Genomic DNA, 25,425 nt, shown 5'->3' on the forward strand with positions numbered 1-25,425 from the left:
GGTTGCCCTGGTCGTGGTCGGCGCTATCCTCGTCTTCGCGGGTCCGGCCATCGTTGCCAACCTGCGCTCGTCCTTCAGCTGAAGCAGGGCAAGAACCATGGAGAAAAGCGCGGTCATCCTCGGGCTCTCGCGGCAAGCCAAGTTTCTTGGCCTGCCGATGCCCTATGCCATGGCAGTGGGAGCGATGACCGTGCTGCCCTTCATCCTCTTCAAGCCAGTCTGTTGGTTCCTGACCGCCCCGGTCTGGTATGGCCTCGCGCGCGTGGCCATACCAGACCGGGGCGGTCAGGAACCAACAGACTGGCTTGAAGAGGATGAAGGGCAGCACGGTCATCGCTCCCACTGCCATGGCATAGGGCATCGGCAGGCCAAGAAACTTGGCTTGCCGCGAGAGCCCGAGGATGACCGCGCTTTTCTCCATGGTTCTTGCCCTGCTTCAGCTGAAGGACGAGCGCAGGTTGGCAACGATGGCCGGACCCGCGAAGACGAGGAAAGCGCCGACCACGACCAGGGCAACCCAGGCCCAAGAGATCCGGTTGAAGGCGGCAAGGAACCCTGTCACCACAAAGGCGATGCCGAAGAAGGCAGTCGCGAGGGTGCCGCGGAACGAGGCCAGAACGCCGGTCGCGACCGTTTCGGCTTTGGTGAAGACCACCTGCGCCAGCGCAGGCTCGGACTGCGCCAGAAAAAGGGTGCAAAGGGTCAGGCCCAAAAGAGCCACGTGTTCGTTACGCATGAGGGGAGGTTTCCTTCTTGGGTCAGAGTTCGGTGAGGATTCGGTCATAGATCGCCATCACCTTTACGATGTGGGATTGGGTCTCGGCGTAGGGTGGCACGCCGTCATATCGCGCACGGCTTCGGGCCCGGCATTGTAGGCGGCGAGGGCGAGCTCGAGGCTGCCGAAGGTCGCCATCTGCTCGAGAAGATAGCGCGCGCCGCCGTCGAGGTTTTCGATGGGGTCGGCAGGATCAACGTTGAGGTAATCAGCCGTGCCGGGCATTAGCTGCGCGAGACCGAGGGCACCGGCATGACTGACAGCTCCTTGGGTGTAGTTGCTCTCGACCTTGATCATCGCCTGGAAGAAGGCCGCCCACTCGGCTGGCGAAAGCTCAAGCCGCGCCAAGACCGGATGGTCCTGATAGCGGGTGGCAATCAGCCGGATCGACGGCAGGACATCCCCAGGGGCTGCAACCCCCTTGGTGCTGTAGGTCACATCGGCGGCGGCCTCAGTCCCCTCCCGTTCCCGGGTGTCTTCTTCTCTCTGTTCGGGACGCACTGGAACAATCGGCTGCCCCTGGCCGTCATAACGCAGGACGGATGTGTTCAGCGACGCAAGTTGATCGTCACACCCCTGCCCTGCAGGCTCATTCCAAAGGATCACTTCCGCCCGGGCGGCTCCGCATGCCAGTGCAGACAGCGCCAGCGACAGCAGGCACGTCGAGATGGTCGAGGTTGAGCTTGCCGAACGCGAGACCAAACATGCCGATCGGCGAGTTGACGATGCGTTCCCGCGCCAGAGCCGTGACCAGCAGGAAACGCTCGCCGGTGGGACCGACAACGTAAAACAGCCATTCCCCCGAAAACCGTTCGTCGGGGTTGGGCGCAGAAACACACTCGATCTCAACAGTCGCTCCTTCGGATGCGGCCAGTTTGCGGAAATCGCGTTCCAGCAAGACAGGCAATGCGCGCCGTTTGGTATTCATGGGGTCCCCTCGGATCATCTGTTGGGAACGTTGTATCGCAGATTTCTTTATGAAGCGATGCCTAACAGAAAGTATGGCGCATTCAACCTAAAAATGACAAACACGATAAAGGAGGTGTAATTGGCCGAACCGGCGGTTGATCTGGCCGATGTGCGAAAAGGGCAGCCACACCCGTCGTTGCTCGGAAGAATGGAGCCGGGAAGTGAGACGTAGACGTTGAGAAAAACCCAAGAAATATTGGCAGTTTTGCGGCTTCTAGGAGCCGGCCCATGGTCCGGTCTGGCACGCCCGATACGCAGGCGAGCGCAGATTATGTCCGTGATCTGCTTCGCCGCATCAGTGAACTCGGCAGCCTTTGCACAACCTGAGGTGATTCGCTGTCTGGCACCTGAAGTGCCGATCACGGACCTCCCCGACAGGGTTCTCTCCGAGTACCGCGCGGAAATCGCCGCTGAGTTCGAGGCCTACTTTGCGGCCGTCAGCACCCACATCGCCTGTCTCGACACAGAGCGCAGTCGCGCTTTGTCGGAAGCCCACAGGGCGACCGAGGCCTATTCAGCCTTCCTCAACATTCCCCCAGCCCAGAAGGATCTCCCGTGAAACCTCTCCTCCCTGCCCTGTTCCTTGGTCTTGGCCTCTCAACCGCAACCATCACACCTGCAGCCGCCTACCCTGTTGATTGCGCGATCCTCTTATGTCTTTCGGGGGGCTGGCCCGCATCCGCCGAATGCGCCCATGCCCGCGCGGTCTTCATCCGCCGCATCACGCCTTGGCCGATCGAACCGCCGCTGCAGATCTGGAATTGCCCCATGCGGGCAAGTTTCCGGGGCCAGCAGCGACCGATTGAGCGTCTCTACGACATCGCTTTCCGGGCTGATGTGCCTCTGGCAGACTTGTCGCTCCCGGAAGTCTCGGCCGGACTGATCCCTGTCGACGCTCAGGCCGATGTCGACATTTCCGACGCCGCTTTCGACTTCGTCCGCTCGATCCGGGTGTTTGAAATCACTTACCAGCAACGCCGCAACTCAGATGGCGACTGCAACAGTTGGGGGACTGTGTACATGGGCAGCTACGGTGAACAGGGGGACTACAGCCGCAGGCGCAGCAGCATTTCCGCCGTGCCAGAGGCCTCAGACTTCGGCATTCCGGCCAGTTGCGGCAACTACTGGCACCGCTCGGTCTTTGTCGAATGGCGAGACTATGAGGGCACTTACGGCCATGAGGAGGTGCACTACTAGCCGAAGCGATCTCCGCCTTTAAACAAACCGGAAAACCACCCCCCAGAAACAGAAACGACGCCAGACCATAGGTCGGACGCCGCGCTGAATTATCTCGTGAGAAAGGGAAATTAGCGTGAGTAACGGGCCCGTTCAACCGGCAAACCGCCTTGCCCGAGCTAAATTTTGCATCCTACGATCCGGCGTCCTTTGCCCAAGGACGATCCTTCAGAGAAACTGACCACCTGCGCTATCCTGCGCTTCATCACCGAAACCTAGCTCTCAGCTTCTGTCCACAAGTTTGCCGTAACCTTCCTCGATGGTATTGCTGCTCGCCATCCACGCCCAAGGAACTGTTTCGCTTGGTTTCGCAGCGATTAGCTTTGAAAGTCCATCGTTGCCGCTCTCGTCAACTTTTTTGGCCCTTGACGCGTCTGTAAACATACTGGGCAAATTCGAAATTGGGTCGTTCAAGATGCGAAAGATGGCCGGGCATGGCCGCATGCGAGCTTAGACCACGATACACTTTTTCAGTGCAACCCTTATCCTCGACATTCACATCGTCCAAAAGGGTCTTCAGTTGTGCGAAATGGGCTTGCGCGTCGGCGTCATCGACATAGTCGGGAGACATGCCGCCGCCAAACCCAATCCTGACTTGACCGACACCCTGAGGATGCAACGTGAGGTACCAAAAATAACCAGGCGTCAAGGTGATAAGCAGGCTTGGATAGATCGCCAGAAGATAGGTCGTCCGCCTGCGTTCCCCCTCCAGACGGGTGTTGTTCGGATGTGCCAACGCAATCTTCAGCGAGTCGTTCTTCAGAATTGTGTGATAATTGAAAGCTGCTTCACCCGGCGGGCAGATCATCTCGTCGAGTTTGGACAGACCGCCGATCGTTCCCGAATGGCAGACGGGTAAGTGGTAGCTTTCCATGAAATTCTCGGCCAGAACCTTCCAATTGGTGTTCCAGACGTGGGTTTCGAAAAAGGTTTCAGTGTAGGCACCCATGTCGTAGTCACCGACAAGATCTTCAACCTTGGCAAGCTGGCCTGCTACCGGACCAGCCTCTGAGTTCAACGTGACAAAAACCCATCCGAGCCATTCTTCGCATCGAATCTCCGGCAACCGGTAGTCGTCTTTGCAAAACCCATCATTCCTGGTCATCGCCGGCGCGCCACGAAGTGACCCATCCAAGTTGTAAGTCCAAGCATGATAGGGGCAGACTATGCTCGACTTATTGCCCCGCCCTTCCAGCAAAGTCGACATGCGGTGACGGCATACGTTGGACATTGCCCTGAGCTGGCCTTCCTTGTTCCGCAAGACGATAATGGCCTGCCCCGCCAGTTCAACGGTCACATAGTCGCCCGGCTTGGACAGGGCACTCGCTCGCCCGACACAAAACCAATCTTGTGCAAAGATTTCACGCAGTTCATGTGCGAGAAAATCCTCTGATGTATAAACTGACGGCGGCATCGCGCGCGCCCTTTCAAAAGGCACCGATACATTTTGGCGGAGTTCTTCGACGGCATCTTTCATTATGCTCTCCTGTCTTGCGTCTTCGGACCGTGGCCCCGAAAGGCAGCTATCTTCGATGTGGTATGCTGAGGGGCGGCATTGAATTGCCCGGTCTCAGCTCGCTTGTGGGATAGCGACTGGTCGCGTTTGCGGTGCTGGCCCGGTGTGGCGCATCAATCGGCGTTCGACCAGCCGGATCACGCCTATCAAGACCAGATTCAGCGCCAAATAGAGCACCCCTGCGATGGCGAATACTTCGAAAATCGCAAATGTCTGGCTCATCAGGCGCTTGGCGTAGCCGGTGATTTCCAGCACGGTGATGGTCGATGCAAGGCTTGTTCCCTTGACCATCAGCACAAGTTCATTCCCATAGGCGGGCAGCGCCTGCCGGATGGCCAGTGGGAACTCGATGCGACGAAACCGCATGGCGCGCGACATGCCGCAAGCTTTGGCCGCCTCAGTCAGACCAGCGGGCACCGCAACAAGTCCGCCGCGCAAAATCTCGGATGTATAGGCTGCGGTGTTCAGCGCCAGTGCCAGCACCGCACAACGCGAACCTTCGCTGACAACCCACCACAGGGCCGGTACATCGTGAACGAATCTAATCTGCCCAAGACCGTAGTAAATCAGGAAGATCTGCACCAAAAGTGGCGTGCCCCGAAACGCGATACTGTAGTAGCGCGCGAACCCAGACACCCAAGCCTTGTCTGACCCGCGCATGATCGCAAGACCAAGGCCAAGGTTGAACCCGATGGTGACGGAGATGGCCGTCAGCGACAGGGTCATCCATAGACCTTTGAGCAGCACCGGCACGGCAAGCTGAATAAGTTCCATGGTTCAGGCCCCTTTCCGCGGTGACAAAACGGCTTCGACCTTATTGAAGCCAACTTGGCTGATCAGCGTGATCATCAGGTAGACCAAAGCGGCAATTGTATAGAAAATCAGGGGATTATGGGTTGATCCCGCGCCTATGAAGGCGGTCCGCATCAGCTCTTGCAGGCCCACCACCGACACCAATGCCGTGTCCTTGATCGTAGTTTGCCAAACGTTGTTGATGCCCGGGAAGGCAATGCGCAGCATCTGTGGGGCGATGATACGCGCGAATATCCGGCGGCTTGGAAGGCCAAGTGCCACGGCCGCCTCGATATGCCCTTTCGGGATCGCGGCAAGCGCACCACGGATAACTTCGGTCGAATAGGCGCCCGAAATGGCGCTGATCGCGGCCACGGTGATGAAAAACGCGTAGCCCGCATTGGCTAGTTCAGCGAAGCCGAAGACGGTGGCAATTTTGGTGACGAATTCGACTGATCCGAAAAACAGCAGGTAGATGATCAAAAGTTCCGGCACACCGCGGATGACCGATGTATAAAGATCGACCAGGTGCGACAGCCCGAACACCGCGCGCCATTTGATCAGGCCGCAGATCGTCCCGATGATCAGCCCAAAGATCATGCTGGCCACACCGACCCCGATGGTGACGGCTGCACCACGCAGGATCGCACCGATCCAGCCACCCTCCCAGACCTGCAACAAACCGAATTCCATCATGCCATCCTGTTCTCTGATGCCCGCGCCCGATCTGATGTCGGGCGCGGCCTGTTCCTGAAAGCCCGGTCCGGCCTTATTGGCAGGGGCGCGAGATATCCATGTTGAACCATTTCTCGCTGGACGCTTTCATCGAGCCATCCGCGATCAACTCGCAAAGCGCGGTGTCGATTTTCGCTTTCAGGTCTGTGTCGTCCTGACGAATGCCGACGCCCACGCCTTCGCCCAAAGTCGCATCGAAGGTGGAGATGATGTTCACATCGACAAACTGGAAGTTTGCGCCTTCGGGCTTGTCGAGGAAGCTTTGCAGTGCCGAGACATCGGCAAAGCCCGCATCCACGCGGCCGTTAGCAAGGTCGATCTGCATTTCATCCAACGTGGCGTAGGATTTCAGCGTTGCAGTCGGGGCCAGCTTTTCCATGAAATGGGCATGGGTGGTGCCAGCCTGCACGCCAACCGAATGGCCATCAAGTGCGGCCAGTAGCGCCGGGATCTCGGTGATGCCAGCAAGGTCGGAATCCTTGGCGACGACAACCTTGTTTGCCAGTTCAGCATAACCGATCGAGAAGTTGATTTCTTTCTTGCGGTCGGCAGTGATCGACATGCCAGAGATGATGATGTCGAACTGTTTGGCCTGCAATGCCGGGATCAGGCCGTCAAATGCCTGAACCACAAACACGCATTCCATGGCCAGCTTAGTGCACAACATGTTGCCCACGTCGGCGTCAAATCCGGTGACCGCTCCATTGGCGTCGGCCATGCTCCACGGGGGATAGGCGCCTTCGGTGCCGATCTTCAGCTGGCCTTCGGCCTGCGCCCCAGAGGCTGCCCCAGCGAGCAGCGCGATGAGCGAAAGAACTTTCAGTTTCATGTCCGTCTCCTTGTTGAACTTCGTTTCATTTTGGTCTTCACCGCACCGATTTGGCCCTGTTCTGGCTTGCCGGGTCGCGATGTCAGTCTCAGAACGTCCGGGCCAGGAACTGGCGCAAACGCTCGGATTTCGGTTGGCCGAACAGATCGGCAGGCGTGCCTTCTTCCTCAACGCGACCTTGGTGCAGGAACAAAACCTTGTGGCTCACCTCGCGCGCGAACTGCATCTCATGCGTCACAAGGATCATGGTGTTGCCTTCCTCGGCGAGTTGGCGGATGACGCGCAGCACCTCGCCCACCAATTCAGGGTCAAGCGCCGAGGTGGGTTCATCAAACAGCATCACTTTCGGGCGCATCGCCAGCGTCCGCGCAATGGCGGCGCGTTGTTGCTGGCCACCCGAAAGCTGGCCCGGATAATGCGCTTGCTTTTCGGACAAGCCGACCTTTTTGAGCAGGGCATGCGCATGCTCCACCGCATCGGCGCGCGCCTCTTTCAGCACATGGATCGGCGCCTCAATGATGTTTTCCAACACCGTCATGTGCGGCCAAAGATTGAAGTTCTGGAACACCATCCCGACCCGCGCGCGGATGTGTTCGATCTGACGCGGATCGGCGGCTGTCGTGCCGCCCTTGGCGTGCGGCTTCATCCGCACCAGTTCGCCGTCGATCACGACCCGGCCAGAGTTTGGCTGTTCCAGCAGGTTGATGCAGCGCAGCATAGTGCTTTTGCCCGACCCCGATGATCCGATCATCGATACCACTTGGCCCGGACAGGCCGTCAGGTTCACACCCTTCAGAACCTCCAACTGGCCAAAGGATTTATGCAGATCAACCACTTCGACTGCGGGGGTGCCCTTGGGGGCAACCTCCACCTTGGCTGCACGTACTGCCGCAGAACCGGGTTTTGCTTCGACCTTTTTCAGGGCCGTCAAGGCCGTATCAAAATGACGAAGGCTGGTCGAAAGGCAAATCTGTTGCCAACTGGCGTCCTGCGGAATGAAGCCGTGCGCGAGGTCGGTCTTGATGCGCTGGCCACGCTCTGACTCGGGCTTGCCGTAAAGATGCAGCCAGTTGTCATCCACAACACGTCGCTGCATCTCGGCGCTGCTCAGCGTGCCACATTCCATCACCAAAGGCAGTACGCGCGCCTGGCCCATCGCGGCGCGCACAAAGGCCGAGATATAACCAGTGGCCGTGGCCGCAATGCCGGTGTTTGTCGTCGCAGCGGCACCCGTGATCACCGGCACCATCGCGGGGCCGAACATCTCGGCCCCCCAGGCAAGGCCCACATGATCCACCGGGCTGACCGACAACAGTGCCGGATAGCCGTAAGGCCCGGCGCCCGTGTGCAGGTCAAACACAATGACTTGCCCGGCCTTTTGACCAAATTCTTCCAGCACGGCCGTCAGCACGCGGTTTGACCAAACCGGGGCGTTACCGCCATAGAACAGGCCATCGGCAAAGGCGTATTGCCCAGCTTCGATGATCAAGGACACTGCCGTCTGACCCTTGGCTTTGGTTAATTCCGCCAAGGCCTCATCCGCCGCGATCCGCTCCGGCCCATCCCATGCTGGCACAACCAAGGCCGGATGCAGATCTTCGTAGGCGGGGTTTTCGGGCGGCTTTGCGGTCCAATCAATGAAGTTGCGGTTCAAATCGACGTTGTCTTCGTTCACCCGGCGCGACCATGCCGTGCCCCAGGGGTTGATCAGATGGATCATCAAAACCGCAGTGTCGTCCGGCAGCGCCCAATTGGCCTTTTGCCCCAGCCATGCCGTTTGGCAAGCAGAGCCATAGGCTCCTTCCACCCCGTGCGTGCCGGAAATCATCACCATCAGTTTCGGTGCATCCGCCTTCCCGATCAGCGCCACATCAGTGGCGATCGGCTTGCCATCGGGCCCGTGCAGCGGGTGGATGTGCTCGGAAAGTGCCGCCCCTGCCGCCCGGGCGGCTGTCAGGAAACGCTGACGCATCGTTGCGTAGTCCAACGCGAACGGCAGGCTGGTGTCGGCGGATTGCGTCAGGTCGCGCGGCTGCATCATTGGAATTTCTCGCGAGCTAAGGGCTGAGACGGCAGAACTTTGCCGGGATTGAGGGTCTGGTCGGGGTCAAGCGCCTGCTTGATGCGCATCATCGTGGCGAACTTCACCGGGTCAGATGTGGCGACCAAGGCGGCTATGCGTTTGGTCCCGACCCCGTGTTCGGCAGAAAATGATCCGCCAAGGGCACGCAGGTTTGCGTAAAGCACATGCTCTACTGCGCTGGACATGGCGTCATCCAGCGGACCGGTGCGGTTCAGAACGATATGAAGATTGCCGTCGGCCAGATGCCCAAAGACATAGGGAACCAGATCGGCGTCGATCCGGGCCAGACCGCTTTTCACATGATCAACATAGGCCCCGATTTCGGACAGCGGCACCGAGACATCATAGGACGGCGCCGCCGCATGGGCGCGGTACAACTGATCGGTATCCTCGCGCAGCCGCCACAAATCGGCCTCTTGCCGTTTGGACGCAGGGATGATGCCGGTGGCAGTTGGGTGGCGGTCAAGGATCTTGCCAAAGATCTGCTCGATACCCTCGTTCAGATTGGCTTCATTGGCGCCGCCCAGCATCAACAACAGACAGACCGGCTGATCCAGTGGAAAGCTTGGTTCCGACCAGCCCTGCGCCTGAGCGGTCAGTTGAATATAAGACTGCCAAAGCCCTTCAGCCGCGCGCAAATGCCCAGCATCGGAGCGCAACGCGAGGTTGATTGCCTCCAACGTCGCAGCCACCGATGGCAGGCCCAGCATCACCGTGGCGGTGCATTGCGGTAGCGGCTCCAACTTGATCACCACCCGCGTAACGATGCCAAGCGTGCCTTCCGCGCCGATGAACAGGTGCTTCAGATCATAGCCCGCCGTATTTTTCACCACGCGGGTCATGTCGGAATAGATGGTCCCATCGGGCAAAACCGCCTCCAGCCCCAACACGCGATGCCGCATCACCCCATAGCGGTGCGCCATGATGCCGCCCGCGTTGGTCGACACCATGCCGCCGATGGTAGCGGTGCCCCGTGCCGCGAGGTCGATTCCGGGTTCCAGTCCATGCGCGATTGCGGCACTCTGCAAGGCCTCCAGCGCCACGCCCGCCTGCACGACGGCCACGCACTCTTCGGGGTATATCGCCTCAATCAACGCCATCCGCGTCATTGCCAGCACGATCTGGCCGGGATGAGACTGGCAACCGCCGACCAAACCGGTATGACCGCCTTGCGCCACGATGCTGACGCCATGTACCCGGGCAATGGCCACGACAGCGGCCACCTCGGCGGTGGATGCGGGCAGGACCAAAAGCTCGGCTCCGTGATCAGGGCCAGCATTATTGCGCACATGGCCAGCGCCAACGGCGGCGACCAAGGCTTGCTGCAAGCCAGTCGGCTCTGGGGTTGCTGCCAGAGCCTTCATCCCGCCACCTGCCTTTTCAGCGAGGCGATCAGCCGATCATTGTCGGCAGGCTTGCCGATAGTGGCGCGCAGCCATGTCTCATATCCCGCCTCGCGCCATGGCTTGACGATGATGCCGTCTTGCAGAAGTGCCGCCGCCACAGTGGAACTGTCGCGCCCGGTGTCAAAGAACAGGAAATTGGTTTGCGACGGAGCAGCGTTCAGCCCCATTGCGGCCAAGGCAAGCGCAACACGGTCCCGTTCGGAACGGATGCGCGCAACCGAGGCCTTCATCCAGGCATCATCTTCAAGGGCCGCCAACGCGGCGAGTTGTGCGGCCCCATTCACGTTGAACGGAGTCTTGGCCGAGGCGATCACCCGCGCAATTTCAGGGTCTGAACATACCGCATAGCCGACGCGCAACCCGGCCAGGCCGTAGGCTTTGGAAAAGGTCCGCAACACGACAAAAGCGATGCCACTGTCACGAAGCACCTCGATCCCGTCGGGCGCGTCCGCGTCGGCGAATTCGAAATAAGCCTCGTCCAGCACGAACAGGGTGCCCGGACGAACCGTCGCGATCAGGCGCTCCAAGGCGGCGCGATCCAGCGCAGGCCCAACCGGGTTCCAGGGCGAAGACAGAAACACCACGCGCGGCCCGGCGGCAATTGCCGCCTCCAGTGCCACCAGATCAAAACCTGCCGCTGGCGTCATCGGCACTTTCACAACCGTTGCCCCTGCGGCCAAGGGTTCGATCTCGTGCAGGCCAAAGCTTGGCACCACGGTCACGACCTGCGTGCCAGCTACCAGAACGCCGCGCGAAATGGCGGCAATCATTTCCTCGGAGCCGTTGCCAACGACAATCACGCCTGCATCAACCCCGAGCCGCTTTGCCAAAGCTTCGCGCAGCGCGGTGCAGGCCGGATCGGCATAGCGCCAAGGCTCAAAACCACCACCGGCCAACGCGGCCAGAACGGCGGGCGAACAGCCATCGGGGTTTTCATTGCTGGCCAACCGCGCCAGATCGTCATGCCCGCTCAACGCCCGGGCGCGGGCCAAGGACATTCCGGCGTTGTAAGGCGGAAGGGCGGCCACATGCGGATTGACCAACAGTGCCGCAGCCGCGCTACCAAGGTTTCGTGCGGTTTCGGGTGCAGTAGTCATCACAGGTCCAATACAATGGCGGTTTTCGGGCGCGAGCAGCACAGCAGCAGTTCGCCCTGCGCCAAGTCTTCCAGCGGGTCTTCAAAATAGCTTACGTCACCAGAAAGTATCCGCGACGTGCAAGTGCCGCAGATGCCCGCGCGGCAGCTGAATTCCGGAGCAAGGCCCTGATCTTCGGCAAAGGACAAAAGCGACTGGGCCGCGCCGTCCCACTCAACCACAATGCCTGACTTGCGAAACTCTACAGTGATCGCCCCGACTGCGGGCACGGGAGAGGCACCGGCTGTCGGGGCGACCGGCTTCGGCTTGACCTCGGTGTCAAGCACAGTGGCCGGGCCGAAGAATTCGTAGGCGATACGGTCTTTGACCACACCAAGACCGCGCAGGGTTTGATACATCGCCTGCATGAACGGCGGTGGGCCGCAAAGGTAGAAATCGTAATCGTCGAGGCACAGCAGGCTTTGCATCACGTCGCGGGTGATGAACCCTTCGCTGTCAAATCGGCTTGCAACGCGATCTTCGTCACTGGGCGCACGATAGCAATAATGGGCCAACAGGCCGGGACGCTGACCGATCAGACCGTTGACCTCATCGCGCAGGGCGTGCACGTCGCCGTTTTCGCAGGCATGCAGAAACAAGGTGCGACGGGTCGACCGATGCGCCAGCGCATGCAGCATCGACACCATGGGCGTCAGTCCCACGCCGCCGCTCAACAAAACCACCGGACGGTCGCTGACCTCATCCAGCACAAACTCGCCACGCGGGCCGTCGGCCGTCAAGACATCGCCAACCCTGACGCTGTCATGCAGGTAGTTTGAACTTAAGCCAACCGGCAGGCCCGGACCCGCTGAGGGCTCGCGCTTGACCGAGATGCGGTAATGGCTCAAATCCTCGGGCGTACCGGACAGGCTATAGTTACGCAGCACATAGCCTTTGGCATCGCCCGAGGGGATCTTGAACACCAGGAACTGACCGGGACGGAACGTTGGCAGAGACGACCCATCCGCCGCTTCCAGATGAAACGACGTGATCAGGCTGCTTTCGACGATTTTCGCGACGACCTTCAGGTCGCGAAAACCGCCTTTGCCTTGCGCAGACTGGTCAATGTCGAGCATCATTCAGCCGCGACCTCCTGGGCCTGCTCTGCTTCAATCAGCTTGGCCAGATTGCGCCGAAAGCGCATCGGGCCGACGTCGATCTTCAAATCAAGGTTCGGCGTGCGCTTGTTGGCCATGCCCTTGTGGACAGCCGTCAGAACGGCACGGTCCTCGTCAAAGGCACCGCGCACCGAGGTGGCAAATTCAGCCGAAATCTTTGCATCATGGGGTGCGAAATTGCGCATCTGGAACCAGTAGTACTTGGTCGTGTTCTCGTCGATCGGGGTCATGAAGTTATAGCTGTCCATCAGGAAGGTGTCCTGATGCAGAGGGCGGCCCTCGCCGCCGGTGCCTGCGGGCGCAAAGATCGCCTTGATGATGGCGTGGCTGGGATAATGCACTTCATAGTGCTGCTTGCGGTCGGTGTTGCCCTTGAACTTGAGGTAGGGCGCATAGAAGGGTGCAGGCTCGACATCCAGCATCCAGCGCCAGACCGTGACGCCATTCTCGCCGATCGTGGTTTCCAGCGGTGCCTCTTCGGTTGCAGCATTGCCGAAGGACGTCTGATGAACCCAGGCCACATGCGACGGGTCCAAGAGGTTGTCGGTCATGTAAAGGTAGTTGCAGTTGATCGCCATCGAGTCGCCGCGATTCAGGCCCCAAGCCGGATCGCCCCAGTGGTCCACCTGAAAAATCAGCGCCGGATCGGCCTTGTCGGCGTCGCCCATCCAGACCCACAGCAGGCCATAGCGTTCGTGAATCGGATAAGAGCGCACACAGGCGACATGCGGGATTTTCTCGACGCCGGGAACCCGAGTGCAGGTGCCGGTGCCATCAAAGGTCAGTCCGTGATAGCCGCATTCGACGGTGTCACCCTTGATGCGGCCCATCGACAGCGGCAACTTGCGATGCGGGCAGGCGTCTTCAAGCGCCGCGACTTCGCCGTTGGTCTTGCGGTAAAGCACGATCTCTTCACCCAGCATCTTGATGGGGAAAAGGCCGCTGCCAACCTCGTGGTCCCATGCTGCGACATACCAACTGTTGCGTAGGTACATGATGTGCTCCTAGAATTATGTGTAGACATATTGCTAACTTGCATTTACCGATTCAAAAAGCACTTGCTTCTGCGTTCTATTTTAGAAAAACTAAACTGTGCTCCTGCCGGATTAACGAATTTGCAAAAACTTCCCTCCATGCGCGCGATACAAGCCTTTGAGGCATTTGGCCGACTTGGCAGTGCGACGGCGGCCGCAGCCGAACTGGGTGTTACAGTCGGTGCTGTCAGTCAACAGCTGCGCAAAGCCGAGGCAGAAGTCGGGCTGCGACTAGTCGAGCGCAAAGGCAAGTCGATCGCCTTGACGACACGTGGGCGGCACTATCATGATGATATCAAATCCGCGTTTGATACGCTTCGCGAGGCACAAACCAAGGTCGAGCGGGCACGGACAGCCGCCACGCTGACGATTTCATGTCTGCCGTCGCTGGCCTCCAAATGGATCGGCGCGCAGTTGTTCGATTGGCAATCCTCTCATCCCACCACAACAGTGCGCTTGATTGGGGATGACACCGAACCCCGCTTTGGGGCCGATGACGTCGACTTCCGGCTGTCCTACGGTGATCTGATTACGCGCTTTGATCACCGAACCGAGCTTTTCACGGATTGGGTCGTCCCAGCCTGTTCCCCTGCACTTCTTGCAAGACTGAAGCCGCCAGCGCCTGCGGACATCCTTGATGCGCCGCTTTTGGGGATCGAATGGGATCGCGCGCAGGGTGCGGCACCCGGCTGGGGCGATTGGGCTGCGCATGTGGGCGTACCCCGCCGCGAGGCCTTGGGCGAGGTTGCGTTTTCGATGTCCAGTGCTGCGATTGATGCCGCGATCAATGGCCGGGGTTTCGTCTTGGCGCAGCTTTCCATGGCAGCCGAAGATATCGCGTCGGGGCGGCTTGTCGTGCCTTTCGACATCCGGCTAAAGCTATCGCAGCCCTATTCCCTGGCTTGGGATCCGGCAGCGCTGGAAAAACCGTTCGGGGCAGAGTTGCGCAGCTGGATTCAGACAATCTCCCGCCGTCAAAAGGCGATTTCGGCGCCGCAGGCAGGTTAACCCGCCTGCGGTTAGTTCTGTCGAGGTTCAGGCGCGGTGCTGAACGGTCCAGGTTGCGATATAGTCCATCAAGCCAGTGTTTAGGCAATCAGAAGGCTCCAGCCCGATTGCCTTGAGTTGGCCGCGAATGGCGTCCATTTGCGACGGATCAACGCCTGCTTCAATCACAGATGACACAAAAGCCGCAAAGCCGGGTTGTGCCCAACCCTTTTCCTCGAACCGCTCCGGATGGATGAAATCCAGACCCTGGAACGGGTGCGCGCGGGTAACAGGGCCATACATGTGAACGCCGCAATCCTTGCAAGCATGGCGCTGGATCAAAGCAGCCGGATCGACGACGGCAAGCTTGTCACCGTTTTCCAGCACCGTCACCTTGTCGTGCGGCGCAACTGCCACGACAGAGAAGATGGCTCCTTCCGGTTTCCAGCACTTGGTGCAGCCGCAAGCGTGGTTGTGGGCAATTTGGCCCTCAACCCGCACGCGCACGGGCTTGTCGGTGCAGGCACAAACAAGCGTGCCGCCGGTGAAATCCGGTGACGTCGCGGCGATGCCGTTGTCCAGTGCCGGGTGCAGTTTCGGTTTGGTCATTTGGTGTTTCCTCCCTTTTTTCCGGATGCAATGCGCCGGTCCGGTTCCGGTATTGCGATGTCAGAAAACGACGACGGACCGGATGCTCTCGCCCGAATGCATCAGATCAAAACCCTTGTTGATGTCTTCCAAGGGCAGGATATGGGTGATCAGACTGTCGATCTCGATCTTGCCGTCCATGTACCAATCCACGATTGTAGGCACATCGGTGCGGCCGCGCGCTCCACCAAAGGCGGTGCCTTTCCAGACCCGGCCGGTAACCAGTTGGAAGGGCCGGGTTTCGATCATCGCCCCCGCAGGGGCCACGCCGATGATGATGGACTGACCCCAGCCCCGGTGCGTACATTCCAACGCGTCGCGCATCACCTTGACGTTGCCGGTGCAATCGAAGGAATAATCCGCGCCGCCGATCTTGTCGAAAGGCGTCTTGGTCAGGTCAACGATGGCTTGGACGACGGAGCCTTCGATTTCCTTGGGATTGACGAAGTGGGTCATCCCGAACTTCTCGCCCCATGCCTTTTTGTCGTTGTTCAGATCAACGCCGATGATCATCCGCGCCCCGGCCATTTTGAGACCCTGGATCACGTTCAGCCCAATGCCGCCCAGCCCAAAGACCACGGCGGTGGCGTCATGCTCGACTTTTGCTGTGTTCAGCACAGCACCAATCCCGGTGGTAACCCCGCAACCGATGTAGCAAATCTTGTCAAATGGCGCGTCGTCCCGCACCCTTGCCATTGCGATCTCGGGCACAACCGTGTGGTTGGCGAAGGTTGAGCAGCCCATGTAGTGATGGATCGGCGTGCCATCCAGCATGCTGAAACGGCTGGTGCCATCGGGCATCAGGCCTTGGCCTTGGGTGGTGCGGATCGCGGTGCAGAGGTTGGTTTTGCGCGACAGGCAGGACGGGCATTCGCGGCATTCCGGCGTGTAAAGCGGGATCACATGGTCGCCAACCTTCAGCGATTTTACGCCGGGGCCGACAGCGATCACCACGCCCGCGCCTTCATGGCCCAGAATGGCCGGAAACAACCCTTCGGGATCAGCCCCCGACAGCGTGAATTCGTCAGTGTGGCAAATGCCGGTGGCCTTGATTTCGACCAGCACCTCGCCCTCTTTCGGGTCGGCCAGGTTCACTTCCATGATGACAAGCGGTTGGCCTGCGGCAATGGCAACGGCGGCGCGGGTGCGCATGGGGATATCCTTTCTACGGGGATAGCAAGCCGGAGTTTTTCTCCGGCTGCCTTAACGGAATGGGGTCGAGCGGCGATCAGTTGCCCAGAATGGTCGGCAGCCGAAGGCCTTGCTCTTTGGCGCAGTCAATTGCCGTCTCATACCCCGCATCAGCATGGCGCCAGACGCCCGAGGCCGGATCGTTCCACAACACCCGCTCTAAACGCTTGGCGGCATCATCGGTGCCGTCGGCCACAATGACCACGCCAGAATGCTGCGAAAAGCCCATGCCAACGCCGCCGCCGTGGTGGATTGATACCCAAGTTGCCCCCGACGCCGTGTTGACCAGCGCGTTCAGTAGTGGCCAGTCCGATACCGTATCCGAGCCATCCTTCATCGCCTCGGTTTCGCGGTTGGGCGAGGCGACCGAGCCGGAATCGAGGTGGTCACGGCCAATCACGATTGGGGCTTTCAACTCGCCCGACTTGACCATCTCGTTGAACATCAGGCCCGCGCGATGCCGATCCCCCAGCCCGATCCAGCAGATGCGGGCGGGCAGGCCCTGAAACGCGATGCGGTCGGCGGCCATGTCCAGCCAACGGTGCAAGTGTTCATTCTCCGGGAACAGTTTCTTCATCGCGGCATCGGTTTTGTAGATATCCTCGGGGTCGCCAGACAGCGCCACCCAGCGGAACGGGCCGATGCCTTTGCAAAACAAAGGCCGGATATAGGCAGGCACAAAGCCGGGGAAGGCAAAGGCGTTCTCCAACCCTTCTTCCTGTGCGACCTGCCGGATGTTGTTGCCATAATCCAGCGTGGGAACCCCGGCATTCCAGAAATCCACCATGGCCGCCACATGGGTGCGCATGGACGCACGAGCGGCCTTTTCGACCGCTTTCGGATCAGTTTCTTGCTTGGCACGCCACTCGGCAACACTCCAGCCTTGCGGCAGATAGCCGTGCAGCGGGTCATGGGCCGATGTCTGATCTGTGACGATATCGGGGCGCGCGCCGCCCGCTTTCATGCGGGCCACCAGTTCGGGGAACACATCCGCGGCGTTGCCCAGCAGGCCTACCGACTTTGCTTCGCCCTTGGCGGTCCATTCGGCAATCATCGCCAGCGCTTCGTCCAACGTCTTGGCCTTGGCATCGACATAGCGGGTGCGCAGGCGGAAATCGATCCGCGTCTCGTCGCATTCCACAGCCAGACAGCAGGCCCCTGCCATCACCGCCGCCAAGGGCTGCGCCCCGCCCATGCCGCCAAGGCCCCCTGTCAGGATCCATTTGCCCTTGAGCGACCCGCCATAGTGCTGACGACCGGCTTCGGCAAAGGTCTCGTAGGTGCCCTGCACAATGCCTTGGGTGCCGATGTAAATCCATGACCCGGCGGTCATCTGGCCATACATCATCAGGCCCTTCTTATCGAGCTCGTTGAAATGGTCCCAGGTCGCCCAATGCGGCACGAGGTTCGAGTTGGCGATCAAAACGCGCGGAGCGTCCTTGTGGGTACGCACCACGGCAACCGGACGGCCGGATTGCACCAGCAGGGTTTCATCATCGTTCAGGTCTTTCAGCGTGGCGACGATGCGGTCGAAATCGCCCCAGGACCGCGCCGCGCGGCCAATGCCGCCGTAAACCACCAACTCATGTGGGTTCTCGGCAACATCAGGATGCAGGTTGTTCATCAACATCCGCATCGCGGCCTCGGTCTGCCAGGACTTGGCAGTGATCTCGGTGCCGGTGGCAGGATAGACATCGCGGCTATTCTTGCGATCAAGCATGGAAGGCTCCTTCATGGGGTAAGAGCGCCCGAACGGGCAAGGGTATCTAGGGATTGCAGGATTTTTGCCAGAACCGCACGCAACGGTGCGGCGATCTGGGGAGCGTAGGTCCAGGGTGCGGCCTCGGCGGCCAGATAGGCGCGTTGGACCAGTTCCATCTGGATGGCATGAACGCCTGTTTCGGGCTGTCCATAGTGGCGTGTCGTCCAGCCACCCTTGAAGCGGCCATTCAACACGGCATCAAACGGCTTGGCTGCAAAACAGGGGGCCGAGACTGCATCCGACACCTGCGCAGCACAGGTCTGCCCGTCATTGGTGCCAATCGAAAACACCGGCAGCAGCCCCGGAAACAGGAATGGGATGGTCGAGCGGATCGAGTGGCAATCATAGACGATGGCCACGCCATGCCGGGCTTTCACCCGCTCCACTTCGGCAGCCAATGCGGCGTGATAGGTAGCGTGGTATTGCGCCCGCCGTGCGGTAATCTCGTCAGCGCCGGGTTCCTGCCCCTCTGCCCAGATTTTCAGCCCGTCGAAATCTGTCGTCGGGCACAGGGAGGTTGTGTTGGCACCCGGATAGAGCGAAGCCCCCGCCGGATCACGGTTGGCGTCGATGACATAGCGGTGAAACGTAGCCTCGACCGTCGTGATACCGGGCAAAAGCTCATGATATAGCTGCGCAATATGCCAATCGGTGTCTGACAGCGCCCGCCCACGGTCATTCAACCGGGCCATCAATGCGTCTGGCACATGGGTCCCCCCATGTGGCATGCCCAAAATGACTGGGCTGTCGCCTTGTTTGACAACGACCGGCATCATGCAGAAAGCTCGGGCAGTGCCAGACCACATGACTGCGCCAAGGCGCCGTTGCCAATCAGACGCGCGACGGCGGCCAGATCGGGGGCAAGGTAGCGATCATCGCCCAGCGTGGCCACGTCTTGCCGCAGGCGCGCGACGACGCTCTGCAACGGCGCGCTGGTGTGCAGCGGCGCGCGGAAGTCGATGCCTTGGGCGGCACACATCGCCTCGACGCCGAGGATCACGTTCAGGTTATGCACCATCTTGCCCAAACGCACGGCACCGTGGGCGGCCATGCTGACATGGTCCTCCTGATTGGCCGATGTCGGCGTGCTGTCGGTCACGCAAGGCATGGCGATATGCTTGTTTTCCGACATCAGCGCGGCGGTGGTCACCTCGGCGATCATCAGGCCGGAGTTCAGGCCAGGGCGCGGGGTCAGGAAGGCGGGCAGGTTGAACGACAGCACCGGGTCCACCATCAAGGCGACGCGGCGCTGCGCAATCGCGCCGATTTCAGCCAAAGCCAGCGCGATCATGTCGGCGGCAAAGCCCACGGGTTCAGCATGGAAATTACCGCCAGACACGATCAGCCCGGCCCCCGTCAAAACCAAGGGATTGTCAGTTGCGGCATTCGCCTCGATCTCCAGCGTATGGGCCGCTTGGCGCAACACGTCCATCGCGGCCCCGGTCACCTGCGGCTGACAGCGGATGCAGTATGGGTCCTGCACGCGCGCATCACCCACCATGTGGCTCTCGCGGATTTCAGAACCGGCCAGCAGCGACCGCATGAAGCTTGCGGCCTCGATCTGTCCGGCATGGCCTCGCAGCGCATGAATTTCCGGCTGTAAGGGGGCGGTAGACCCCATTATAGCGTCGGTCGACAGCGCCGAAGTCACCAGCGCCGACTGCGCCGCATTCCAGCCGTCAAACAGGCCCGCTAGCGCAAAGGCGGTGGAAAACTGTGTGCCGTTAATGAAGGCCAGTCCTTCCTTGGGCCCGAGCGGAATGGGGGTCAGGCCAGCCGCAGCCAAAGCCTCGGCACCCGGCATCACGCGGCCTTGATACTCCGCCTCGCCCTCGCCAATCAGAACGGCAGTCATATGGGACAAGGGGGCCAGGTCGCCCGACGCCCCGACCGACCCTTGCGCAGGAATGACCGGCGTCACGCCACGGGCCAACATCGCCTCCAGCAGTTCCACAAACACCCAGCGCACGCCTGACGCGCCGCGCCCGAAGCTGAGCAGTTTCAGCACCATCAGCAACCGCGCATGGGCGCGCGGGATGGCATCGCCCACACCGCAGCAATGCGACAGGATCAGGTTGCGTTGCAGGGTAGCCGTGTCTTCGGGGGCGATGCGCAGGGACGCCAGTTTGCCAAAACCGGTGTTTACCCCGTAGACTGGAACGTCGCCAGCAGCAGCAGCACTGATCGCAGCAGCGGCGGCCTCGATCCCCGGACGGGCAGCGCGGTCAAGCGTGACAGCCAGTTCCTCGCGGTAAATGCGCGCGAGTTGCGCCAAGGTGGTCTGGCCGGGAACAAGGATAAGAGCGGTCAAAGGACGCCTCCAATAATGCGTTGGGATAGGGGATTAAAGCCGATGCGGTAGGCAAGATCGGCCGGGTGGCCGCAGTTCCAGACGGCAATATCGGCGATCTGACCCGACGCCAGCGTGCCGCGATCCGTCAGACCAAGGGCGCGGGCGGCATGGGTGGTGGCCCCGGCCAAAGCCTCGGCCGGGGTCATGCGGAACAGGGTGCAGGCCATGTTCATCGCCAACAAAAGCGAGGTCATGGGGCTGGAACCGGGGTTCATATCGGTCGCCACGGCCATCGGCACGCCGTGTTTGCGCAGCAAATCAATCGGGGGCATTTGCGTTTCGCGCAGAGTATAAAACGCACCGGGCAGGATCACCGCCACGGTTCCAGCCGCGGCCATGGCGACCACGCCCGCCTCATCCAGATATTCCAGATGATCGGCAGACATCGCGCCATAGCGCGCAGCCAATGCCGCACCGCCCAAGTTAGAAAGCTGCTCGGCATGCAGCTTGACCGGCAGTCCAAGGCTCTGGGCCACCTGAAACACCCGTTCAATTTGGGCAGGCGAAAACGCGATGCCTTCGCAGAACCCATCAACGGCATCGACCAGCCCTTGGGCATGGGCCGCGTGCAGTGCGGGAATGCAAACCGCGTCGATATAGGCGTCGGCCCGGCCTTTATACTCCGCAGGCACGGCATGGGCGGCAAGATAGCTTGTCCGCACCAGAACGGGGCGCAACTGGCCAATCCGCCGCGCGGCACGCAGCATCCGTAGTTCGGTGTCCTGCTCCAACCCGTAACCGGACTTGATCTCGATCACAGCCACGCCTTCTGCAATCATCGCATCGACATAGGGCAGCGCCGCCGCAACCAGATCGTCTTCATGAGCCTTGCGCGTCGCGGTCACGGTCGAGACGATCCCGCCCCCAGCCCGCGCAACCTCTTCGTAGCTTGCCCCTTGCAGCCGCATCTCGAATTCCGTCGCACGGCTGCCGCCATGGACGACATGGGTGTGGCAATCAATCAGCGCCGGAGTCACCAAACGTCCGCCCATGTCTCGCCGGGACAATCCGGCGTAGTCGCTTGGCAAATTCGCCTGCGCCCCAACCCATGCGATCTTGCCCCCGATCAAAACAAGCGCGGCATCGTCAACCAAGCCGTAGGGATCAGCACCCGGTATCATCGTTGCCGCCCGAAGTGAGGTCAAAACGACAGAAGGATTCTGCACGGTATATGCTCCGCAAAAGGTGTTGCCTGCGGGTTATTTATGCAACTATAAGCATTATGTCTACACATAAGGAGTCGTCATCGTGATTTTTGCAGAACGCGCCTTGCTGCCCGACAGATGGGCCGAACAGGTCAGGATCACCGTGGCCGATGGGCATATCACCGGCGTGGCCACGGCAGCGGCCCCGCAGTCCGGCGATGCGCGAGTGTCGGCGCTGCTGCCCGCGCTTTCAAACCTGCACAGCCATGCGTTCCAACGCGCGATGGCGGGCATGACCGAACACCGCATCGCGGGCCGTGACAGTTTCTGGACATGGCGCGATCTGATGTACCGTTTTCTAGACCGGTTGACGCCCGAGCAGATGGAGGCGATTGCCGCCCTTGTGTTCATGGAAATGCAAGAGGCAGGCTACGCCGCCGTTGGCGAATTCCACTATGTGCATCATCAACCGGGGGGTGGCACCTATGCCGACATCGCAGAACTGTCGAACCGCATCTTCGCCGCCGCCCACCTGACGGGTATCGGCCTGACGCATCTGCCGGTTCTGTACACCTATGGCGGCGCGGGGCAGCAACCCCTTGCCGCCGGGCAGCTGCGGTTTGGCAATACGGTCGACGGTTTTGCAGACTTGCTGGAGGCCACTCGCACAGCCGCACGCGCTCTGCCCGCTGACACCCGCGTCGGGATTGCGCCGCATTCGCTGCGCGCCACCAACCCCGCCGATCTGGCCCGCGCTTTACCTTTGGCTGCGGGAAATCCCATTCACATCCACGTCGCCGAACAGCCCAAGGAAGTGGCCGATATCTCGGCATGGCTTGGTGCGCGGCCTGTGGAATGGTTGCTGGCCAACACCCCCATCGGTGCGGATTGGTGTGCGATCCACGCCACCCACATGACAGCGCAAGAAACGGCAACACTGGCAAAAAGCGGTGCGGTTGCTGGGCTGTGTCCGATCACTGAGGCCAATCTTGGAGACGGGCCGTTCAACGGGCCGGGCTGGCTGGCAGCAGGCGGGGCGTTTGGGATCGGTTCCGACAGCAACGTCCGCATCAGCCTGACCGAGGAGCTGCGCACCTTGGAATACAGCCAGCGCCTGCGCGACATTGCCCGCAATGTCATGGTTGAAAAAGACGGCTCGGTCGGTCAGTGCCTTTATGTCGGTGCGGCACTGGGCGGGGCTCAGGCTTTGGGGCGCAAATCGGGGCAGATTGAGACTGGCTTTCTTGCCGATCTGACAGCGATCGACCTGTCTCACCCGACGCTTTGTGCGCTTGCCCCCGATCAAATTCTTGATGGTCTGGCCTTTGCGGCACCCGATACCGTGATCACAGACCTGTGGTCCGCGGGCAGGCATCAAGTGAAAGAGGGGCGTCACCTCCACCGCGACCAGATCATCACCACCTGGCGAAAAGCTGTGAAAGCCTTGATCGACGCGGTTTGACCCCTTTCAGGCCCGATCCCGCAGGGTAATCAGTATCCCGGTGGCATCAGCCTCAAGTGCTATGTCTGCGCCAGTTCCCAAGGCGAACGCCCCGACAGGCAACCCATCGCCGGAAACGGTGACGGCGCCTGAAAGGCACAGGAACCCAGCGGTTCCAGCTTCACAGTTCACCGTGGCTGGCCCAAGAATCACGTTCACCGCAGCCTCGACGGCCGTCGCGTCATAGATCAAATTCAAGTCATGGACTGGTCCACTGACCAACTTGGCATTTACGTCTTGGTCACCGGAGAAATGAACCGGCCGGTGCAGGCGCGCCTCCAGCAAGCCACCTACGGCAAGCAAATCAATCCCTGCACCATCAATCACCGTCAAAATCCGTGTCATGCCGGGAAACAGCGAAAACGGCCCGTCCGTACCGACCTCGGCAATGCTGATGCGCCATTGCCAATCCTCACCAACTGGGTGGCGCGCAACCTCACGTGTGATACCGCCCCCGTTTTTCCACGGGTTGGTCTGGAATTCATCTGGGTTCATGATGCGAAACATGGGACCAATCCTTGCCTTAAGCGTACACATAACCTTATCAAGGGTTTCACACGGGGCCAAGAGGCAGACCTGAATGGCGACAACACCGATCTTTGAGAAGACCACCTTCAGGGAGGTCATGGCAGAAATCCTGCACCGCATTACCGAAGGCCCCTGGGGCCCCGGAACCCTGCTTCCCGGCGAAGTGGAATTGGCGGAGGAGTTTAGGTGTTCGCGCACGACGATGAACCGCGCCCTGCGCGAAGTGTCAGAGCTTGGCTTTCTGGACCGAAAGCGCAAAGCCGGAACACGGGTTCGCATGGCACCGATCCGGCAAGCGCGCTTTGAGACGCCCATCGTGCGCGCGGAAGTCGAAAAGACCGGCGCGTCTTACCGTTATGCGTTGGTTAGTCGCGAAATCCTTGTTGCGCCTGACTGGCTGCGGGCACGGATGAACCTTCAGGTTGGCAGCGAGGTGGTTCATCTGGTATGCTTGCACTCTGCCAATGGCGAAGCCTTTCAGCTTGAGGACCGCTGGATTAACGGCGCGGCGCTGCCGCAAGCGTTACAGCAGGACTTTGCCGCGATCGGCCCGAATGAGTGGCTAGTTGCGACGGTCCCGTTTTCCGAGGTGGAGATCAGCTTTTTGGCGGCTGCCGCTGATGCAATCACCGTTACGCACCTTGACCACAAACTTGGCGAACCGGTGTTCTGCGTCGAACGCGCGACGTGGTGGCAAAACGCTGCGATTACTCTTGTGACTCTAAGCCACCGGCGCGGCTATCGCATGACGACGCGCTATTGACGTTTGCCTTCCGCTCCTGCGACCGTTTCACTCCATCCAATCGCAGAACCAAGCAGCGAGGAAGTCCGGTGTCGCGTTAACCTTAACGAGGGTCATCCTCAATTTGTGTGGTGCAGTGGAAGCATTCGGGCCCTGAGCAAGTTCGGGCCGGCTCGCCCATACATCGCGCGCTTCAAGGTCTTCAATCGGTTGATCTGGCCTTCGGCTTGACCATTGCTCCACTCCATTTCGATCGCATTCCTGACCGCATCAATGTCTCTGTTCAAGGTTCGGGCGAACCGCACGATGGGCGCTAGCTTGGGGTCTGAGTAGCAGCGGAACAGAAAACCTAGGTAAGGGTCGCGGCGAGAGCTGATCGATGTAATCATCACTGTTTCTGGGCCATTTGGTCGGAAATCATCGCTATTCCGATCAGTCGTTCCGTGTGGTCGGGTCCTCTGTGCGTCTTTTTCGGGTATACCTATACAATGCGGCTCCTCGAGACGGATTATTGTGTCTCATTTGGGTAGTTTTCCGCACCGTAGGACGCTACCGTTTGTCGATCTAGAGGCAAACGAGACAAGACATGGCGGTTTATGGCTATGCCCGCGCTTCGACTCTGGAGCAAGACGTCACAATTCAGGAAGAGGCGCTCCGTAGCGCCGGATGTGAGATCATCCGATCGGAAAAGGTCAGCGGTGGCTCGCGTGCTGGACGATCGGAGCTCGCCCTGCTGCTCCAGTTCCTCAGACGCGGTGACACTCTGATGGTGACGCGCGTCGATCGGTTGGCGCGCTCGATCAAAGACCTTCAGGATATCGTCCATGAACTGCGGGCGGCGGGCGTCGCCCTGAGGGCGACGGAACAGCCGATCGACACCTCGACCGCCGCCGGAAAGGCGTTCCTGACATGCTCGGCGTGTTTGCGGAATTCGAGACC

At 60.3% G+C, this 25,425-nt stretch carries 24 protein-coding genes and 5 pseudogenes; 7 read left to right on the forward strand and 22 right to left on the reverse strand.

Annotated elements, in window-relative coordinates; genetic code table 11:
- Positions 1-157 precede the first annotated feature (157 nt).
- Positions 158-208 (forward strand): annotated as a pseudogene (locus AKU79_RS19975) (hypothetical protein); the annotation flags it as partial.
- Between the two features lie 114 nt (positions 209-322).
- Here AKU79_RS19975 and AKU79_RS19980 read toward each other — a convergent pair.
- The 4 genes and pseudogenes from AKU79_RS19980 to AKU79_RS01450 form a co-directional block, all read right to left on the reverse strand.
- Positions 323-421: pseudogene (locus AKU79_RS19980) on the reverse strand (hypothetical protein); the annotation flags it as partial.
- Positions 422-436: 15 nt separating this feature from the next.
- Positions 437-736 (reverse strand): TrbC/VirB2 family protein, encoded by a 300-nt coding sequence (locus AKU79_RS01440; RefSeq protein WP_050521812.1) that lies wholly within the window; start codon positions 734-736, stop codon positions 437-439.
- A 63-nt stretch (positions 737-799) separates the two neighbouring features.
- Entirely contained in the window at positions 800-1,381 is a 582-nt protein-coding gene (locus tag AKU79_RS19630; protein WP_050521813.1) for a lytic transglycosylase domain-containing protein, read from the reverse strand.
- Positions 1,365-1,703, reverse strand: a complete 339-nt coding sequence (locus tag AKU79_RS01450; RefSeq protein WP_156209383.1) for a hypothetical protein — start codon at positions 1,701-1,703, stop codon at positions 1,365-1,367. The genes AKU79_RS19630 and AKU79_RS01450 overlap by 17 nt, the downstream gene beginning before the upstream one ends.
- Positions 1,704-2,015: 312 nt before the next feature.
- Here AKU79_RS01450 and AKU79_RS01455 point away from each other — a divergent pair, with 312 nt between their 5' ends.
- Together AKU79_RS01455 and AKU79_RS01460 are read left to right on the forward strand one after the other, a co-directional pair.
- The gene (locus AKU79_RS01455; protein ID WP_156209384.1) at positions 2,016-2,303 is read left to right on the forward strand and encodes a hypothetical protein; all 288 of its coding nucleotides are present in this window, start codon (positions 2,016-2,018) and stop codon (positions 2,301-2,303) included.
- Entirely contained in the window at positions 2,300-2,941 is a 642-nt protein-coding gene (locus AKU79_RS01460) for a hypothetical protein (RefSeq protein ID WP_231580075.1), read from the forward strand. Before AKU79_RS01455 ends, AKU79_RS01460 begins: the two co-directional genes overlap by 4 nt.
- Positions 2,942-3,329: 388 nt before the next feature.
- Here the strand turns inward: AKU79_RS01460 and AKU79_RS01465 are convergent, their stop codons facing one another.
- The 10 genes and pseudogenes from AKU79_RS01465 to AKU79_RS01505 all read right to left on the reverse strand — a co-directional run bounded on the left by AKU79_RS01465 (position 3,330) and on the right by AKU79_RS01505 (position 13,590).
- On the reverse strand, positions 3,330-4,457 hold the full coding sequence (locus AKU79_RS01465) for an aromatic ring-hydroxylating oxygenase subunit alpha (protein WP_156209385.1): 1,128 nt from the start codon (positions 4,455-4,457) through the stop codon (positions 3,330-3,332).
- Between the two features lie 93 nt (positions 4,458-4,550).
- A complete protein-coding gene (locus AKU79_RS01470) occupies positions 4,551-5,270 on the reverse strand; it encodes an ABC transporter permease (protein WP_050521818.1) in 720 nt (239 codons plus the stop codon).
- A gap of 3 nt (positions 5,271-5,273) precedes the next feature.
- Positions 5,274-5,984 carry an ABC transporter permease gene (locus AKU79_RS01475; RefSeq protein WP_197087179.1) on the reverse strand — a complete coding sequence of 237 codons (711 nt, stop codon included), beginning with the start codon at positions 5,982-5,984 and terminating at the stop codon, positions 5,274-5,276.
- Positions 5,985-6,057: 73 nt separating this feature from the next.
- Positions 6,058-6,852 carry a transporter substrate-binding domain-containing protein gene (locus AKU79_RS01480; protein WP_050521819.1) on the reverse strand — a complete coding sequence of 265 codons (795 nt, stop codon included), beginning with the start codon at positions 6,850-6,852 and terminating at the stop codon, positions 6,058-6,060.
- Positions 6,853-6,940: 88 nt separating this feature from the next.
- Positions 6,941-7,723, reverse strand: coding sequence for an ABC transporter ATP-binding protein (locus AKU79_RS19635; protein ID WP_050521841.1), 783 nt, complete (start codon positions 7,721-7,723; stop codon positions 6,941-6,943).
- A gap of 102 nt (positions 7,724-7,825) precedes the next feature.
- Positions 7,826-8,893: pseudogene (locus AKU79_RS19640) on the reverse strand (DUF2817 domain-containing protein); the annotation flags it as partial.
- Positions 8,890-10,299: an FAD-binding oxidoreductase gene (locus tag AKU79_RS01490; protein ID WP_082223874.1), complete on the reverse strand. Its 1,410-nt coding sequence runs from the start codon at positions 10,297-10,299 to the stop codon at positions 8,890-8,892. The gene AKU79_RS01490 and the pseudogene AKU79_RS19640, both read right to left, overlap by 4 nt.
- The gene (hisC, locus tag AKU79_RS01495) at positions 10,296-11,438 is read right to left on the reverse strand and encodes a histidinol-phosphate transaminase (protein WP_050521820.1); all 1,143 of its coding nucleotides are present in this window, start codon (positions 11,436-11,438) and stop codon (positions 10,296-10,298) included. The genes AKU79_RS01490 and hisC overlap by 4 nt, the downstream gene beginning before the upstream one ends.
- Positions 11,438-12,556, reverse strand: a complete 1,119-nt coding sequence (locus tag AKU79_RS01500) for a 2Fe-2S iron-sulfur cluster-binding protein (RefSeq protein ID WP_197087183.1) — start codon at positions 12,554-12,556, stop codon at positions 11,438-11,440. Before AKU79_RS01500 ends, hisC begins: the two co-directional genes overlap by 1 nt.
- Positions 12,553-13,590: an aromatic ring-hydroxylating dioxygenase subunit alpha gene (locus tag AKU79_RS01505; protein ID WP_050521821.1), complete on the reverse strand. Its 1,038-nt coding sequence runs from the start codon at positions 13,588-13,590 to the stop codon at positions 12,553-12,555. Before AKU79_RS01505 ends, AKU79_RS01500 begins: the two co-directional genes overlap by 4 nt.
- Positions 13,591-13,728: 138 nt before the next feature.
- Here AKU79_RS01505 and AKU79_RS01510 point away from each other — a divergent pair, with 138 nt between their 5' ends.
- Positions 13,729-14,637 carry a LysR substrate-binding domain-containing protein gene (locus AKU79_RS01510; RefSeq protein WP_050521822.1) on the forward strand — a complete coding sequence of 303 codons (909 nt, stop codon included), beginning with the start codon at positions 13,729-13,731 and terminating at the stop codon, positions 14,635-14,637.
- Between the two features lie 27 nt (positions 14,638-14,664).
- Here AKU79_RS01510 and gfa read toward each other — a convergent pair whose 3' ends face one another.
- The 6 genes from gfa to hutI form a co-directional block, all read right to left on the reverse strand.
- Positions 14,665-15,225, reverse strand: a complete 561-nt coding sequence (gene gfa, locus AKU79_RS01515; protein WP_050521823.1) for an S-(hydroxymethyl)glutathione synthase — start codon at positions 15,223-15,225, stop codon at positions 14,665-14,667.
- A 60-nt stretch (positions 15,226-15,285) separates the two neighbouring features.
- Complete coding sequence (locus AKU79_RS01520) at positions 15,286-16,416, reverse strand: S-(hydroxymethyl)glutathione dehydrogenase/class III alcohol dehydrogenase (RefSeq protein ID WP_050521824.1); 1,131 nt, start codon at positions 16,414-16,416, stop codon at positions 15,286-15,288.
- Positions 16,417-16,492: 76 nt separating this feature from the next.
- Entirely contained in the window at positions 16,493-18,175 is a 1,683-nt protein-coding gene (gene hutU / locus AKU79_RS01525; RefSeq protein WP_408002827.1) for a urocanate hydratase, read from the reverse strand.
- 11 nt (positions 18,176-18,186) lie between these two features.
- Positions 18,187-18,993, reverse strand: coding sequence for an N-formylglutamate deformylase (hutG, locus tag AKU79_RS01530; RefSeq protein WP_050521826.1), 807 nt, complete (start codon positions 18,991-18,993; stop codon positions 18,187-18,189).
- The gene (gene hutH, locus AKU79_RS01535; RefSeq protein WP_050521827.1) at positions 18,990-20,528 is read right to left on the reverse strand and encodes a histidine ammonia-lyase; all 1,539 of its coding nucleotides are present in this window, start codon (positions 20,526-20,528) and stop codon (positions 18,990-18,992) included. The genes hutG and hutH overlap by 4 nt, the downstream gene beginning before the upstream one ends.
- Positions 20,525-21,691 carry an imidazolonepropionase gene (gene hutI, locus AKU79_RS01540; protein WP_050521828.1) on the reverse strand — a complete coding sequence of 389 codons (1,167 nt, stop codon included), beginning with the start codon at positions 21,689-21,691 and terminating at the stop codon, positions 20,525-20,527. Before hutI ends, hutH begins: the two co-directional genes overlap by 4 nt.
- A 127-nt stretch (positions 21,692-21,818) precedes the next feature.
- Between hutI and AKU79_RS01545 the strand changes: the two genes are divergently transcribed.
- A complete protein-coding gene (locus AKU79_RS01545) occupies positions 21,819-23,177 on the forward strand; it encodes a formimidoylglutamate deiminase (protein ID WP_082223876.1) in 1,359 nt (452 codons plus the stop codon).
- A 6-nt stretch (positions 23,178-23,183) separates the two neighbouring features.
- Here the strand turns inward: AKU79_RS01545 and AKU79_RS01550 are convergent, their stop codons facing one another.
- On the reverse strand, positions 23,184-23,723 hold the full coding sequence (locus AKU79_RS01550; protein ID WP_050521830.1) for a HutD/Ves family protein: 540 nt from the start codon (positions 23,721-23,723) through the stop codon (positions 23,184-23,186).
- Between the two features lie 73 nt (positions 23,724-23,796).
- Here AKU79_RS01550 and AKU79_RS01555 point away from each other — a divergent pair, with 73 nt between their 5' ends.
- The gene (locus AKU79_RS01555; protein WP_050521831.1) at positions 23,797-24,507 is read left to right on the forward strand and encodes a GntR family transcriptional regulator; all 711 of its coding nucleotides are present in this window, start codon (positions 23,797-23,799) and stop codon (positions 24,505-24,507) included.
- 98 nt (positions 24,508-24,605) lie between these two features.
- On the opposite strand, the pseudogene AKU79_RS01560 reads toward AKU79_RS01555, so the two are convergent.
- Positions 24,606-24,794, reverse strand: a pseudogene (locus AKU79_RS01560) (transposase); the annotation flags it as partial.
- A 278-nt stretch (positions 24,795-25,072) separates the two neighbouring features.
- On the opposite strand from AKU79_RS01560, the pseudogene AKU79_RS19645 reads away from it, so the two are divergent.
- Positions 25,073-25,422: pseudogene (locus AKU79_RS19645) on the forward strand (recombinase family protein); the annotation flags it as partial.
- Between the last annotated feature and the right edge of the window lie 3 nt (positions 25,423-25,425).

Source organism: Pseudorhodobacter wandonensis, from assembly GCF_001202035.1.
Taxonomy (GTDB): domain Bacteria; phylum Pseudomonadota; class Alphaproteobacteria; order Rhodobacterales; family Rhodobacteraceae; genus Pseudorhodobacter; species Pseudorhodobacter wandonensis.